The organism is Vogesella fluminis (assembly GCF_014652335.1).
GTDB classification, from domain to species: domain Bacteria; phylum Pseudomonadota; class Gammaproteobacteria; order Burkholderiales; family Chromobacteriaceae; genus Vogesella; species Vogesella fluminis.
Window position 1 is genome coordinate 22,858 of record NZ_BMYP01000003.1, and the last position, 14,712, is coordinate 37,569.

Consider the following 14,712-nt stretch of genomic DNA (forward strand, 5'->3'; position numbering starts at 1 on the left):
GGCCTGTTTTAACTATAGTCGGGCGCCATCGGCATGATGGCGCCCGCTGCTGCTTAGCGGTAAACCGGGAAGGCGGCGCACAGCTCCGCCACCTGGCGTTTCACGCGGGCGGCGACATCGGCGTTGTCGATGTCGTCGAGGATGTCGCACACCCAGTGCGCCACCTGGCCGGCCTCCGCTTCCTTGAAGCCGCGGCTGGTGATGGCCGGGCTGCCGATGCGGATGCCGCTGGTGACGAACGGGCTTTGCGGGTCGTTCGGTACCGCGTTCTTGTTGACAGTGATGCAGGCTGCGCCGAGCGCGGCGTCGGCGGCCTTGCCGGTGAGGCCCTTGTCGATCAGGCTCAGCAGGAACAGGTGGTCGTCGGTCTTGCCGGACACGATGCTGTAGCCACGGTCCTGGAACACCGCCACCATGGCGCGGGCGTTGGCCAGCACCTGCTTCTGGTAATCAACGAATTCCGGCTGCAGCGCCTCCTGGAATGCCACCGCCTTGGCGGCGATGACGTGCATCAGCGGGCCGCCCTGGATGCCGGGGAAGACCAGCGACTGCAGTTTCTTTTCCAGCTCCGGGTTGGATGCAGCGAGGATCAGGCCGCCGCGCGGGCCGCGCAGCGTCTTGTGGGTGGTGGTGGTGACCACGTGCGCGTGTGGCACCGGGTTCGGGTACAGGCCGGCGGCCACCAGGCCGGCGACGTGCGCCATGTCGACAAAGAAATACGCGCCGACGCTGTCGGCGATCTCGCGCATGCGCTTCCAGTCCACGATCAGCGAGTAGGCGGAGAAGCCGGCAACCAGCATCTTTGGCTGGTGTTCTGTGGCCAGACGCTGCACTTCGTCGTAGTCGATCTCGCCGGTCTCCACGTTGATGCCGTACTGCACCGCGTTGTAGATCTTGCCGGAGAAGTTGACCTTGGCGCCGTGGGTGAGGTGGCCGCCGTGCGCCAGGCTCATGCCCAGCACGGTGTCGCCCGGTTGCAGCAGGGCCATGTACACCGCGGCGTTGGCCTGACTGCCGGAGTGCGGCTGCACGTTGGCGTAGTCGGCGCCGAACAGCTGTTTGGCGCGGTCGATGGCCAGTTGCTCGGCGACATCGACGTGCTCGCAGCCGCCGTAGTAGCGTTTGCCGGGGTAGCCCTCGGCGTACTTGTTGGTCAGCTGGCTGCCCTGCGCCTGCATCACGCGCGGGCTGGTGTAGTTCTCGGAGGCGATCAGCTCGATGTGGTCTTCCTGGCGTTGCGCCTCGGCCTGCATCGCGGCCCACAGTGCGTCGTCGAAACCGGCAATCTCCATCTCTTTGGTAAACATCGTGCATTCCTTTTTCTTGGCGCGAACGGCAAAGGTTGGCCGCAACCGCGCTGGTGGTGGCGGCAGGGTCGGGCAGGGCGTTGACGCATGGATGTGCGGCGTAAAGGACAATGGCGCCCGCCCGGCGTCTGCCGGACGATGCCCCTCTGTCCCTTTGCCTGAGAGATTGCGGCGCACGGTGTACCCACCGGGCCATGCTTCCTTCGGCGAGATCCGGCCTTGCGGCTGATCTACTCTCCAGAGTGCCAGACGTCGCTGCAGTTCTTTTGCCTGAGAGTTTCCGGGGCGATTCCCCTTCGGCGCTGTCAGCGAATGACAGTCTCTCCTGCAGCGGCTTGATTGGCTGGTCGCAATCTAGTGAAGCGGCGCGCGGCTGTCAACGCGCCGACGACAGTATTCAATGTGCTGTTGCAGCAAAAAACCCTGCCGCAAACGCGCCGATCCAGTCAGATCGGGCATTCGCCAGGGTTTGCACTGCAAAACCGCACACCTATATAAGGTGCGCGGTCGCGGCGTGAATCAGACGCTGGCGACGGTAAAGCGCTGGCGATGGTGTTGCGGCTGCAGCGCCTCGTCCACCACCGCCACGGCGAGGTCGGCGTCGCTGATGCCGGCCGGCGCCTCGCCCGCCATCAGCAGCTCGTTGCCGCCGAGACGGTACTGGCCGCTGCGCGCGCCCGGCGCCAGCAGCGCCGGCGGCGACACGAACACCCAGTCCAGCTGCGTTTCCTGTAGCAGCAGGTTCAGCGCCTGGCGTGCGCCCTCGGCGCCTTCCTTGTATTCCGCCGGGAAGTGCGGGGTGTCGATCAGCTGCACGCCGGGGGCGACGAACAGGCTGCCGGCGCCGCCGATCTCGATGAAGCGCGGCACGCCGGCGGCCTTGACCCCGGCGACGATGGCCTGGTGGCCGGCGAGGAACAGTTCGCGGATGTCGGCCTTGTCCCAGCCGGGGTTGAAGGCGCTGATCACCACGTCGTGGCCGGCGACGGCACGGGCCACCGCGTCGGCGTCGTAGGCATCGGCAGCCACCACCTCAAGGTTGGCCGCAGCAGCGATGCGCTCCGGACGGCTGGCGATGGCGGTGACGGCGACATGGCGCGACAGCAGTTCTTTCAGGATGGCCGAGCCGACAAAGCCGCTGGCGCCGATCAGTGCGATTTTCATGAGTGCTCCTTGCTGCCCGCTGACGGGCGGTGATTGATGAGGGCAGTGTAATTGCCGATTTACATTCTGATAATCCGTCGTAAAATTGATTGATTGTTAATTTGAAATAATGAATATGGACGAATTGCGCAGCATAGCGGTGTTTGCCCGGGTGATCGAGAAAGGCTCGATGAACGCGGCGGCGCAGAGCCTCGGCATCACGCCGTCGGCAGTCAGCCAGCATCTGCGGCGGCTGGAGCAGCGCCACGGCGTCACCCTGCTGCAGCGCACTACGCGCAAGCTGACGCTGACCGAAGCCGGGCAGCTGTTCTATCAGGGCTGTGCCGCGATGCTGGCGGCGGCACGACAGGCGGAGCAGCAGCTGTCGGCGCTGCGCGACGCGCCGGTGGGCGAGCTGCGCATCTCCGCGCCCAGCGGCCTCGCCGGCGGCGTGCTCAGCAGCGCACTGGCGCCCTTGCTTGAGGCCAACCCCGGCCTCAGCCTGCGATTATTCTTTCACGACGAGATGGTGGACCTGCTGGAGTTGCAGATTGATCTTGCGATCCGGGCCGGCAAGCTGAAGGATTCGTCGCTGGTGGCGCGCCATCTGGCCGACTGGCGTTTTGTCATTTGCGCGTCACCGGTCTATGTTACAAAACATGGTCTGCCGCAGACGCCGGCCGAACTGCTGCAGCATGACTGGGTCGGGGTGGCGTCGCATGAAAGCCTGAGCCGCCTGCAGTTGACGCGCGGTACGGAAACGGTGGATTTGTCGATGCCGCCACGCATCAGCAGCAACAATATCCTGTCGGCGCGTGCCTTCGTGCTGGAAGGTCTGGGCCTGTCCTTGCAACCGGAGCCGGAAGTGCGCAGGGAGCTGGCTGCCGGTCTGCTGCAGCCGGTGCTGGGCGAATGGAGCCTGCCGGAGTTGCCGTTGTGGATGGTGACCCCGCGGCGCGAGGGGCAGCCTGCAAAAGTGCGACATGCCATGTCGGCATTGCAGGCGACCTTGGGCGGTGAACGTCATTTTTGACATTTGCAAGGGTGATTTGTTGCTGTATTTTGCTTTTATTGTTGTATATAAATGCTGCAAAGTGAATATTGTACGCAGAATACAAAATTCCACTCGTAACAAAATGCCATGTAATGGCTTTGTGGGTATAAACAAATAACCATGGGCGTGCTTGGTAGTACTATGCCGCACCATAACTAACAAAATTTCAGTGGGGAACTCACATCATGATGTCATTGCGTACTCGCCTGATGGCCTTCGTACTGCTGGTGCTGACGGTGCTGGCGGTCATGTTCTGTGCTGTCGCGTACTGGAAGATGAGCGATGCTCTGTCCAGTGCGATCCGTAACGAAATCACCCAGGCTGCCAATAACAAGGCGAGCTTTGTTGCCGAGTGGGTATCCACTCGCCAGAAGATCGTCGCCGCGACACTGCCGCGCTTCGGTACCGGTGAGTTGCAGCCGGTACTGGACCAGGCGCGTGATGCCGGCGGTTTTGACGACATGTACATCGGCCAGCCGGACAAGACCATGACCCAGTTCACCGGCGCCGCCAAGGTGCCGGACGGCTATGACCCGACCGGACGGCCGTGGTATCTGGCAGCCAAAGATGCGACCGGCCCGATCGCATCTCCTCCCTATATCGATGCCGCTACCAAGCGCCCGATCATCACCTTCGCCCAGGCGCGCAAGGATGGCGGCCAGCTGGTGGCTGTCGCCGGGGGAGACGTGACGCTGCAGCGCGTGGTCGATGAAGTGGTTGCCGCCAAGCTGCCGGGTGACGGCTATGCCTTCCTGGTAACCGGTGACGGCACCGTGATTGCGCACCCGGAAAAAGAATCCGGTCTGAAAAAGATCGGTGAGGTAGTGGCCGGCTACGACATGAACGCGGTGAGCAAGGAAGGCCAGATCGAAGAAGTGTCGATCAATGGTGATTCCACCCTGACCGCGCTGTACCCGGTAGGCAAGACCGGCTGGTTCCTCGGTGTGATGGTGCCGGTGGCAGCGGCAATGGCACCGGTGACACAGTTGCTGATGGTGATGGTTGGCCTGCTGGTAATCGGCCTGGTGGTGTCCGGCATTTTTGCCTACGCCGGTGTCGCAAAAATGCTGTCCGGTCTGTCGGTGCTGCGCAATGCGATGCGCGAAGTGGCCAGCGGCCATGGCGACCTGACCAAGACGCTGCCGGTTGGCAATCGCGACGAAGTCGGCCAGATTGCCGAAGCCTTCAACCAGTTCGTGGCCAAGCTGCGTGACATGTTCCTCACCGTGCGCGATGAATCCGATTCGCTGGCACGGGATGCCGCCGACCTGAACCGTGTGGCGGAGCAGATCGCCCAGGATTCGCGCGTGCAGTCGTCCGAGCTGTCGTCGACCGCCGCCACCATCGAGCAGATCACCGTCAGCATCAACCACATCGCCGATCATGTCGGCGAAACCGAGGCGCTGGTGTCGCGTTCGCGTGACAACTCGCTGGATTCGCACCGTGCGATGGCGGAAGTGGCGCACGAAGTGGAATCCATTGTCGGTGCGGTGTCGTCACTGCAGGGCGTGATGTCCAGCCTGTCCGGCCAGTCCGAGCAGATCAAGGGCATCGTCGGCGTGATCCGCGACATCGCCGACCAGACCAATATGCTGGCGCTGAATGCGGCAATCGAAGCGGCACGTGCCGGTGAGCAGGGTCGCGGCTTTGCCGTGGTGGCCGACGAAGTGCGCAAGCTGGCGGAGCGTACCGCCAGCGCCACGGTGCAGATCGCCGAGCTGATCGATACCGTGATCCAGAAAACCGGCGAGGCGATCAGCCATGCCGACGCCACCAACGCGAAAGTGGAAACCGGCGTTACCCTGTCGCGTGAAGCGGCCGGCAAGGTAGAGCAGATCAAGGGCAATGCCGAAGAGATCTCGACCCGTATGAGTGAAATCACGTCCTCCACTGCCGAGCAGGGTATCGCCACCAACGAAATGGCACGCAGCGCCGAGCGGGTCAACTCGATGGCGCAGCAGACCGACAGCAGCCTGCAGGAAGCACTGGCGACGATCCAGGTACTGGCCAGCCGCGGCGACCAGCTGAAGGCACTGGTATCGCAATTCCGTCTGTGATACATCTTGCATGCAGCAAGCCCCGGCCTGTGCCGGGGTTTTTCTTTTTGTGGAGTCTGTTCAATGTTTGCCAATCCTTTTGCCCGTTTCCAGGATGCCCCGGTCGTACTGGACGGCGCGATGGCGTCCGAGCTGGAACGTCGCGGTTGTGACCTGAATGACGCGCTGTGGTCGGCGCGGGTGCTGATCGAGCAGCCGGAGCTGATCCGCCAGGTGCATTTCGACTACTTTGTCGCTGGTGCCGATGTCGCCACCACCGCCAGCTACCAGGCGTCGTTCAGCGGCTTTGCCAGGCGCGGCCTGGATGAAGCCGCCGCCGCGGAACTGATGCAGCGCTCGGTGCAGCTGGCGCAGCAGGCGCGCGACGACTTCTGGGCCGATGCGGCCAACCATGCCGGTCGCCAGCCGCCGCTGGTCGCCGCATCGGTGGGGCCGTACGGCGCGATGCTGGCCGATGGTTCCGAATACCGTGGCGATTACGGTCGCAGTGAAACCGAGCTGATGGACTTCCATCGCCCGCGCATTGCCGCCTTGCTGGCCGCCGCGCCGGATCTGCTGGCGTGCGAGACCATTCCGTGCGCGGTGGAAGCGCGCGCCATCGCCCGCGTGCTGCAGCAGGACTTTCCGCAGGCGGCGGCGTGGATCAGCTTCTCCTGCCGTGATGACGCCAACCTGAGCGACGGCACGCCCTTACTGGCGGCGGTGGCCGAGCTGGAAGCCTATCCGCAGATCGTGGCGGTGGGCGTCAATTGCACCGCACCGCGCCATATCGTGCCGCTGCTGCAAACGTTGGCCGCACAGACCGGCAAGCGGCTGCTGACCTATCCCAACTCTGGCGAAGCCTACGACGCGGTGACCAAGACCTGGCACGGCAGCAGCGATCCTATGGCCTTCGCCGAGGCCGCGCGGCAGTGGCGGCTGGCCGGTGCCAGCTGCATCGGCGGCTGCTGCCGCACCTCGCCGGACGACATCCGTGCGCTGGCCGGCTGGCTGCGCGGTCAGCGCCGGTAAAGGTTGGCCGCAGGCTGGCCAGGCCTGCAACTGCAAACGCACATAAGAACGCCGCGCCATCATCCATGTGGTGCGGTGTTTTCTTGCTGGCTGATCGATGGCAGGCATGCAGGTACGATGGTTGCCGGATTGCTGCGTGAGAGGGCAGTTTTTGTAGCATGTTGCCGCATTTATATTGCGACGGAACGGCTTGTTGGGATTTTTTAGTGCAAGTTTTTTTGCGGCAAGGGTTTTTTTGATCCGTTTTTGTTGTTATTGGCGCCTGCTTGGCTACAATCTGCGGTTGACGTATTGGATTGTGGATATTTTGAGATGACAAGTGCCAGCCATACCCTGTTGGATCATTCACGCAGCGACGTTTCCCACACCTTGCTGGAAGACATTCTGGCGATCCTGGTCGGCACGCTGCTGGTGGCCTTCGGCGTGGCGATGTTCAAGCAGGCCGGCCTGCTCACCGGCAGCACCGCCGGCATCGCCTTCCTGATCCACTACCAGAGCGGCGTCCCGTTCGGGGTGGTGTTCTCGCTGATCAATGTGCCGTTCTACTGGCTGGCGGTGAAGCGCATGGGCTGGGCGTTCACCATCAAGACCTTTATCGCGGTCAGCCTGCTGTCGCTGTTTTCCGGGCTGCACGCGCAGTTTGCCCATTTCGGGCCGCTGGACCCGTTCTACAGCGGCGTGGTCGGCGGCCTGATGATGGGCATGGGTTTTATCGCGCTGTTCCGCCACAAGGCGAGCCTGGGCGGCATCAACATCCTGGCGCTGTACCTGCAGGATCGCCACGGCATCCGAGCGGGCAAGCTGCAGCTGGGCGTCGATCTGCTGATCCTGCTGGCGTCGCTGTTCATGGTCAGCGTGCCGGCCTTGTTCGGCTCCATCCTCGGCGCGCTGGCGCTGAACATGGTGATCGGTTTCAATCATCGTCCCGACCGCTACATCGCGATGTAAGCCTCAGGCGCCGGGCAGCGGCGGCAGCCGGCGCAGGTGCAGCGCGATGGCCAGCGCCGCCAGCAGCAACAGGCCGAGGCAGGCGGCCACGCCCGGCCAGCGGTGCGATTCCCACAGCACGCCGGACAGGGTGCCCATCACGCTGGAGCCGGCGTAGTAGGCGGTCAGGTAGCACGCCGACGCCAGCGCCCGTGCCTGCAGCGCGCGGCGCCCGACCCAGCTGCTGGCCACCGAGTGCGCGCCGAAGAAGCCGAAGGTGAACAGCGCGACGCCGCCGACCACCAGCCACAGCCGCTGCGGCAGCGTCAGCAGCAGGCCGGCCGCCATCACCACGATCATCAGCCACAGCATATTGCGCCGTCCGAGACGGTCGGCGAGGGTGCCGGCCCACGCCGACGACCAGATCCCCACCACGTACAGCAGGAACACCAGGCCGATCTGGCTCTGGCCGAGGCCGAACGGCGCCTGCAGCAGGCGGTAGCCGAGATAGTTGTACAGGCTGACGAAGCAGCCCATCAGCAGGAAGGCGGACAGGAACAGCCACGGCAGGCCGGCATCGGCAAAATGACGGCGGCCGCTGTGCCACAGCTGCGCGAGATTGCCGCGCGAAGGCTGAAAGTGGCGCGACGCCGGCAGCTGCTTCCACACCAGCGCCGCCGCCAGCAGGCCGAGACCGCCCAGTACCGCCAGCGCCAGCCGCCAGCCGGCGACATCGGCCAGCAGCGCTGCCAGATAGCGGCCGCTCATGCCGCCCAGCGCATTGCCGGCGATGTACAGCCCCAGCGCCTTGCCCAGCGAGCTGGCTTCCACTTCCTCACTCAGATAGGCCATCGCCACCGCCGGCAGGCCGGCCAGCACCATGCCGAAGGCTGCGCGCGACCAGACCAGCGTGCCAAGGCTCTGCGCCAGTGTTGCGGCCAAGGTCAGCAGCGCCCCGGCCAGCAAGGCGGCCACCATCAGCGGCTTGCGACCGAGCCGGTCGGCCAGCAGGCTGGCCGGGATCAGCATCAGCGCCAGCGACAGCGTGCCGGCAGAGAGCACGGTACTGGCGCGGGCGGCGCCGCTGCCGAATTCGGCCGAAAACAGCGGCAGCAGCGGCTGCACGCCATAGAGCATGGCGAAGGTGGCAAAACCGGCGCAGAACAGCGCCCAGCCGGTGCGGTGGTAGGCGGCGGAGCCGGCGACCAGCTTGCCGCTGATGGGCGCGACCGGCGGGGCGGGATAAGGGGACGGCTGGGGAGCGCAATAACTGGTCATGGCGAGGCACCGTGCAGGAGACCAGCCGATGCTAGGCTTGGTCGTTCAGATGGTCCAATATATATTTCAGTGGTAATTCATATCTGAAAGCGATTAATGGAGCTGCGTCACCTGCGTTATTTCGTCACCGTGGCCGAGGAGTTGCACTTCACCCGCGCCGCCGAACGGCTGCACATCGGCCAGCCGCCGCTCAGCCAGCAAATCCAGGCGCTGGAGGCGGAGCTGGGGGTGCAGTTGTTCCTGCGCAGCAAGCGGCGGGTGCTGCTGACCACGGCCGGCGAACGCCTGCTGTCGCGGGCGCGGCGCCTGCTGGCCGATGCCGAGGCCGCCGCCGAGGAGGCGCGCCGTGCCGGCCGCGGCGAGGTCGGCGAGCTGTACATCGCGTTTACCTCATCGATGCCGCTGGCCGGCGTGCTGCCGGACAGCCTGCGTCACTATCGCGAACGTTATCCGGCAGTCAGCCTCAAGCTGGAGGAAATGTTCAGCGGCGACCAGTACCTCGCGTTGCAGCAGCAGCGTCTGGATGTCGGCTTCGTGCGCTACAACGGCGACGAGGTGGTGCCCGGCGTTTCCCGTCGCGAACTGCGCCGCGACCGGCTGTGCGTGGTGATCCGTCGCGACCATCCGCTGGCGGCGCGTACCCGGCTGGCGTTTGCCGAGCTCTGCGACGAGGGCTTCATCGTCTATCCGCCGGGGGTGTCGACCGGGCTGCCGGCGCTGATCCGGCAACTGGCGCAGGCGGCCGGCTTCCAGCCGCGCATTGCGCAGACCTCCGGCGAGGCGATGACGCAGATCGCGCTGGTCGCCGCCGGGCTGGGCATCGCCATCCTGCCGTCGCCGCTGTCTTGCGTGCAGCTGGACGGGGTGTGTTACATCCCTCTTGCCGACGATGCTGCCTACCTGTCGATGGCAGTGGCTACCCGTGAGCAGGATTCATCGCCGCTGGTAACGGCCTTTCTGGGCGTGTTGCCGACGTTGGCCGCAACCGCGCCGTAGCGGGGTCTGCATAGCGCCTGATTTGCGGCAACTGTGGCCGGCGGCAGAGGGGCGGGCTATGGTGATAACACCGGCTTTGCTGTATTTTTAGCCTCACCCCGCATGTGGTTGTAGCACTGGAGCATGCTGTTACGGCAGCAAGAACGATAAGAAAAACAAAGGAGGACGCGTGAATACGTTCGACGAAAATACCACGGTGCTGATAATTGAGGATTCGTATACCGTACGGCAGTCCCTGCGCGCGATGCTTGGTCAGGTCGGCATTGCCCGTTCCGAGGCGGCGGTCAATGCCGCCGACGGCCTGCAGCGGATACGGCGCAAGCAGTTCGACGTCGTGCTGTGCGACTACAACCTGGGCGAGGGCATGAGCGGGCAGGAACTGCTTGAGCTGCTGCGCCGCAGCAATGCCTATCCGCTGACCTCGGTGTGGATCATGATCACCGGTGAGCGCAAATACGAGCGCGTGGTCGCCGCCGCCGAGGTGGCGCCGGACGACTACATCCTGAAGCCGTTCTCCAGCCAGACCCTGTTCGACCGCCTGCGCCTGGCGCTGCAGCGCAAACTGTTCCTGCGCCCGGCCCATCTCAAGCTGCTGGCCGGCGAGGTGCCGCAGGCGCTGCAAATCCTGCGCCAGCTGGAGAGTGTTGCCGAAAACAATGTGCAGGTGATGGACGTGCTGCGGCTGATGGCGGAAACCTACATGCTTAACGACCAGTTCAGCGAGGCGCGGCAGGTCTACGAGAAGATCCTGGCGATGAAGGCGATTCCGTGGGCGAAGATGGGCATGGTACGCATCCTGAAGGAGCAGGATGACATCGAACAGAGTACGGTCATTCTTAACGAGATCATCGCCGAGGCTCCCAACTATACCGATGCCTATGACGCACTGGCGCATAACCTGACCCACGGAGGCCAGTTCCAGGAGGCGCTGTCGATCCTGGAAAAAGCAGTGGCGTTGTCGCCGCGCAACTTCCAGCGCCTGTGTGCCTGTGGCGAGACGGCGCTGAACGTCGGTGACCCGTTGAAGGCGGCCACCTATCTGGAAAAAGCGGTGCTGATCGGGCGTAACAACAGCGCCTTCGGCCCCGGCGTGATGGTCGACCTGCTGCAGGCCTATAGCGAGGGCGAGCAGCTGGAGAAGATGGACCGCCTGTCGCAGGAACTGGGCGGCCTGCTCAAGGGCGAGGCCGACCAGTTCCTGCTGCTGGTCTGTCGCGCGCTGTCGGCCCTGGGGCGCAAGCGCTACACCGACGCCATGGCGCTGCTGAAGCAGGCGGCGGCCTTTTTGCTGCAGCCGCAAACCGGCTGGCGCGACGCCACCCGCTTCATCGAGGCGGTGGCCCGGCTGCCGCAGGATCTTGACGGTTACTGTGCCGGCGAATGGCTGCAGCAGCTGGCGCTGCGCTTCGTGAAAAACCACCAGGACGTCACGCTGATGACCGCGCTGTCGCGCGACAACCAGGTGATGATCGCGGCGATTGAGGCGGCGCATACCACGCTGCAGACAGCTAACGACCAGGCAGTGGCGATGACGAAGAACGGCCAGAAACAGCAGGCGGCACTGATGCTGTACGGTGTGGCGATGCAAACCCGCAACGACCGTCTCGGCATGAACGCCTGTTCGCTGCTGCTGCAGGACAGCGCGCCGGAGAGCCTGGACAAGGTGCTGCAGCTGATGCAATGGCTGCCGCAGGACCACGAACGGGTGCAGGGCTTCAACACCATCCTGGCCAGGCGCGAGATCCTGCCCGAAGGCTGAGCCGGCGGCAGGTCACGAAAAAGCCCGGATCGGCGATCCGGGCTTTTACATGGTGCGGGGCAGTGGCGATTCAGCCAACGAAGCGCATCTTGTAGCTCTTGGCCTTGATCTTGCCGGCCGACAGCCGCTCCATCGCCTGCTGTGCGATGCCGCGTTCCAGCGCGACAAAGGTGCAGAACTCGAACACCATGATCTTGCCGACCTGGCTGCCGGCAATGCCGCCTTCGCCGGTCAGCGCGCCGAGGATGTCGCCCGGGCGCAGCTTGTCACGTTTGCCGCCGCCGATTTCCAGCGTCAGCATTGGTGGCAGCAGCGGGCCGCCGGGTGCCGGTTTCAGCTCGCTGACTTCGCCCCAGATCAGCGGCGACTTCTGGTATTCCTCTACCGCCGAGGCGCGGCGCGCGTCGCTGGGGCTGACCAGGGTCAGCGCCAGGCCGTGCTTGTCGCCACGGCCGGTGCGGCCGATACGGTGGATGTGGATTTCCGGATCGTGCGCGACGTCGACGTTGATCACCAGATCAAGGTCCTTGATGTCCAGGCCGCGGGCGGCGACGTCGGTGGCGACCAGCACCGTGGTGCTCTTGTTGGCAAAGCGCGCCAGGATCTGGTCGCGGTCGCGCTGCTCCAACTCACCGTAAAGCGCCAGTGCGGAGAAGCCGGCCTGTTCCAGTTCGGCTACCAGCTCCTTGCAGCGCAGCTTGGTGTTGCAGAACGCCAGCGCCGACGTTGGCCGCACGCTTTGCAGCGCGCGCGCCACCACGTCCAGACGCTGGTCGGGGTCGATCTCGTAAAACCACTGCTCGATCTTGCTGTCGTCGTGCAGCGATTCCACCTTCACCTGCTGCGGGTTCTTCATGAACTGCTCGGCCAGCTTGCGGATATTGTCCGGGTAGGTGGCAGAGAACATCAGCGTCTGACGCTGGCGCGGGCAGGCGCGCACGATGCCGACGATTTCCTCGATGAAGCCCATGTCCACCATGCGGTCGGCTTCGTCCAGCACCAGCGTCTGCACGCCGCTGAGGTTCAGCGATTCGCGGAACAGGTGGTCCTGCAGCCGGCCGGGGGTGCCGACCACGATGTGGGCGCCGTGCTCCAGCGAGGCGCGCTGCGGTGCCATCGGCGTGCCGCCACACAGGGTGATGACCTTGATGTTGTCGATGGCGCGCGCCAGGCGGCGGATTTCCTGCGCCACCTGGTCGGCCAGCTCGCGCGTCGGGCACAGTACCAGTGCCTGTACGCCGAACCAGCGCGGATTCAGGCTGTTGATCAGGCCCAGTGCGAACGCCGCCGTCTTGCCGCTGCCGGTCTTGGCTTGCGCGATCACGTCACTGCCATCGAGGATGGCGGGCAGGCTTTCGGCCTGGATCGGCGTCATGCTGTGGTAGCCGAGGCTGTCCAGATTGGAGAGCAGGTTTTTCGGCAGGGGGAGCGAGGAGAATTTGGCTTTGTTCACAATGACTTGGCGTTGATTAATCAGCAAGGGGCGGAGTGTAGCAGCAAGGGCGGCTGCGGCCAACCTTTAGGCGGTGGCGGGTGGCAAATCGGTGCCCGGGCGCAGGGTCGGCCTGCTGCGGCGCCTGGAGTAGGGGCCGTCGGCGCCGAATGCAAACCACCCCGCCGCAGCGGGGTGGTTCACGAGGGCGACAAGCCTGGCTGCAGGCGTCAGTTCAGGCGCAGCGGCACGTACAGCGTGCTGTCCTGGCGGCGCACCAGCAGCGCGATATTGCCCTTGGCGTTTTGCAGCGCGCGCTCGAAGCTGCGGATGTTGCCGATCTCCGTCTGGTTCAGGCCGATGATCACGTCGCCATTCTGCAGGCCGGCCTGCGCCGACACGCCCTGAGCCTGCTGGATCACCAGCCCGCCGCGCACACCCAGTGCCTCCTTGTCTTCCGCGCTCAGCTCGGACAGGGTCAGCCCCAGCTGGTCGAAGCGGTAGCTCTGCGGCAGCGCCGGGCTGTTGTTGCCCTGCGGCGTTGCCAGCTGTTCGCCCGGCAGCTCGATCAGGGTGGCGTCGATATTGCGCTCGCTGCCCTTGCGCCACACGCCCAGCTTGATGGTGGCGCCCGGCGGCTGGTCGCCGACCATGCGCGGCAGGTCGCGCGAGTTTTCCACCAGCTGGCCGTTGAGGCGCAGGATGATGTCGCCCACCAGCAGGCCGGCCTTGCTGGCCGGGCCTTGCGGTTCGACGCGAACCACCAGCGCGCCGCGCGGACGGTCAAGGCCGAAGGACTGCGCCAGCTCTTTCGATACTTCCTGGATGTGTACGCCCAGCTGGCCACGGCTGACCTTGCCGCTGGTCTTCAGCTGGTCGGCCACCTTCATCGCCAGGTCGATCGGGATCGCGAACGAGATGCCCATGAAACCGCCGGAGCGGCTGTAGATCTGAGAGTTGATGCCGACCACTTCGCCCTTCAGGTTGAACAGCGGGCCGCCGGAGTTGCCGGGGTTGATCGCCACGTCGGTCTGGATGAAGGGCACGTAGCTCTCGTCCGGCAGGCTGCGGCCCTTGGCCGACACGATGCCAGCGGTGACGGTGTTCTCGAAGCCGAACGGCGCGCCGATGGCGGCCACCCATTCGCCGACCTTCAGCGCGTCCGGGGTGCCGATCTTGACGGTCGGCAGGTTGGCCGCGTCGATCTTCAGCACCGCCACGTCGGTGCGCTTGTCGAGGCCGATCAGGCGGGCGCGCAGTTCACGCTTGTCGGTGAGCATCACCTTGATCTGGCTGCTGCCGCTGACCACATGGGCATTGGTGAGGATGTAGCCGTCCTGGCTGAAGATAAAACCGGAGCCGAAGGACACGCTGTCCTGCGGCGCCGGATCCTGCTGCGCGTTCGGCGGCATGAAGCGGCGGAAGAATTCGTACAGCGGATCGTCTTCCGGCACCGGAATCGGCAGCTCGCTCTGGCGCGGGGTGTTGTCGGCGCGGCTGGCCTGGATGTTGACCACGGACGGGCCTTCGCGCTCCACCAGCAGGGTGAAGTCGGGCAGCAGCATGGCGACCTGGCCGTTTGCCTGCGCCGGAATGGCGACGGTGGAAACCGGCTTTTCGTCTTTGAACAGGCCTTCGATCTTGCCGCAGCCACCCAGGGCAGCGGCGATGGCGGCCACGATGACCAGCCTTGCGTACGGATTCACCTCGGTATTCCTTTTAATGGTGTACTTTGCAGATGAGGTTTT

11 protein-coding genes and 1 riboswitch are annotated in these 14,712 nt (G+C 64.7%); of the genes, 6 read left to right on the plus strand and 5 right to left on the minus strand.

Features of this window, described 5'->3' with window-relative positions; genetic code table 11:
* Nucleotides 1–53: 53 nt before the first annotated feature.
* Nucleotides 54–1,307, minus strand: a complete 1,254-nt coding sequence (gene glyA / locus IE083_RS01590) for a serine hydroxymethyltransferase (RefSeq protein ID WP_189351891.1) — start codon at nt 1,305–1,307, stop codon at nt 54–56.
* A gap of 248 nt (nt 1,308–1,555) precedes the next feature.
* Nucleotides 1,556–1,645, minus strand: a riboswitch (glycine riboswitch).
* Nucleotides 1,646–1,826: 181 nt separating this feature from the next.
* Nucleotides 1,827–2,471 carry an NAD(P)-dependent oxidoreductase gene (locus IE083_RS01595; protein ID WP_189351892.1) on the minus strand — a complete coding sequence of 215 codons (645 nt, stop codon included), beginning with the start codon at nt 2,469–2,471 and terminating at the stop codon, nt 1,827–1,829.
* A 115-nt stretch (nt 2,472–2,586) separates the two neighbouring features.
* On the opposite strand from IE083_RS01595, the gene IE083_RS01600 reads away from it, so the two are divergent.
* From IE083_RS01600 to IE083_RS01615, 4 genes are all read left to right on the plus strand, one after another.
* A complete protein-coding gene (locus IE083_RS01600) occupies nt 2,587–3,483 on the plus strand; it encodes a LysR family transcriptional regulator (protein ID WP_189351893.1) in 897 nt (298 codons plus the stop codon).
* A 206-nt stretch (nt 3,484–3,689) separates the two neighbouring features.
* Nucleotides 3,690–5,561 (plus strand): methyl-accepting chemotaxis protein, encoded by a 1,872-nt coding sequence (locus IE083_RS01605; RefSeq protein WP_229799541.1) that lies wholly within the window; start codon nt 3,690–3,692, stop codon nt 5,559–5,561.
* Between the two features lie 63 nt (nt 5,562–5,624).
* On the plus strand, nt 5,625–6,572 hold the full coding sequence (gene mmuM, locus IE083_RS01610; protein ID WP_189351894.1) for a homocysteine S-methyltransferase: 948 nt from the start codon (nt 5,625–5,627) through the stop codon (nt 6,570–6,572).
* 312 nt (nt 6,573–6,884) lie between these two features.
* Nucleotides 6,885–7,520: a YitT family protein gene (locus IE083_RS01615; protein ID WP_189351895.1), complete on the plus strand. Its 636-nt coding sequence runs from the start codon at nt 6,885–6,887 to the stop codon at nt 7,518–7,520.
* A 3-nt stretch (nt 7,521–7,523) separates the two neighbouring features.
* Here the strand turns inward: IE083_RS01615 and IE083_RS01620 are convergent, their stop codons facing one another.
* The gene (locus IE083_RS01620) at nt 7,524–8,777 is read right to left on the minus strand and encodes an MFS transporter (protein WP_189351896.1); all 1,254 of its coding nucleotides are present in this window, start codon (nt 8,775–8,777) and stop codon (nt 7,524–7,526) included.
* Between the two features lie 96 nt (nt 8,778–8,873).
* Here IE083_RS01620 and IE083_RS01625 point away from each other — a divergent pair, with 96 nt between their 5' ends.
* Both IE083_RS01625 and IE083_RS01630 read left to right on the plus strand, forming a co-directional pair.
* Nucleotides 8,874–9,773: a LysR family transcriptional regulator gene (locus IE083_RS01625; protein ID WP_189351897.1), complete on the plus strand. Its 900-nt coding sequence runs from the start codon at nt 8,874–8,876 to the stop codon at nt 9,771–9,773.
* A gap of 169 nt (nt 9,774–9,942) precedes the next feature.
* The gene (locus IE083_RS01630) at nt 9,943–11,532 is read left to right on the plus strand and encodes a response regulator (RefSeq protein WP_229799542.1); all 1,590 of its coding nucleotides are present in this window, start codon (nt 9,943–9,945) and stop codon (nt 11,530–11,532) included.
* Between the two features lie 70 nt (nt 11,533–11,602).
* Here IE083_RS01630 and dbpA read toward each other — a convergent pair whose 3' ends face one another.
* Together dbpA and IE083_RS01640 are read right to left on the minus strand one after the other, a co-directional pair.
* Entirely contained in the window at nt 11,603–12,985 is a 1,383-nt protein-coding gene (dbpA, locus tag IE083_RS01635; RefSeq protein ID WP_189351898.1) for an ATP-dependent RNA helicase DbpA, read from the minus strand.
* A 209-nt stretch (nt 12,986–13,194) separates the two neighbouring features.
* Nucleotides 13,195–14,670, minus strand: a complete 1,476-nt coding sequence (locus IE083_RS01640) for a DegQ family serine endoprotease (RefSeq protein WP_229799543.1) — start codon at nt 14,668–14,670, stop codon at nt 13,195–13,197.
* Nucleotides 14,671–14,712 lie beyond the last annotated feature (42 nt).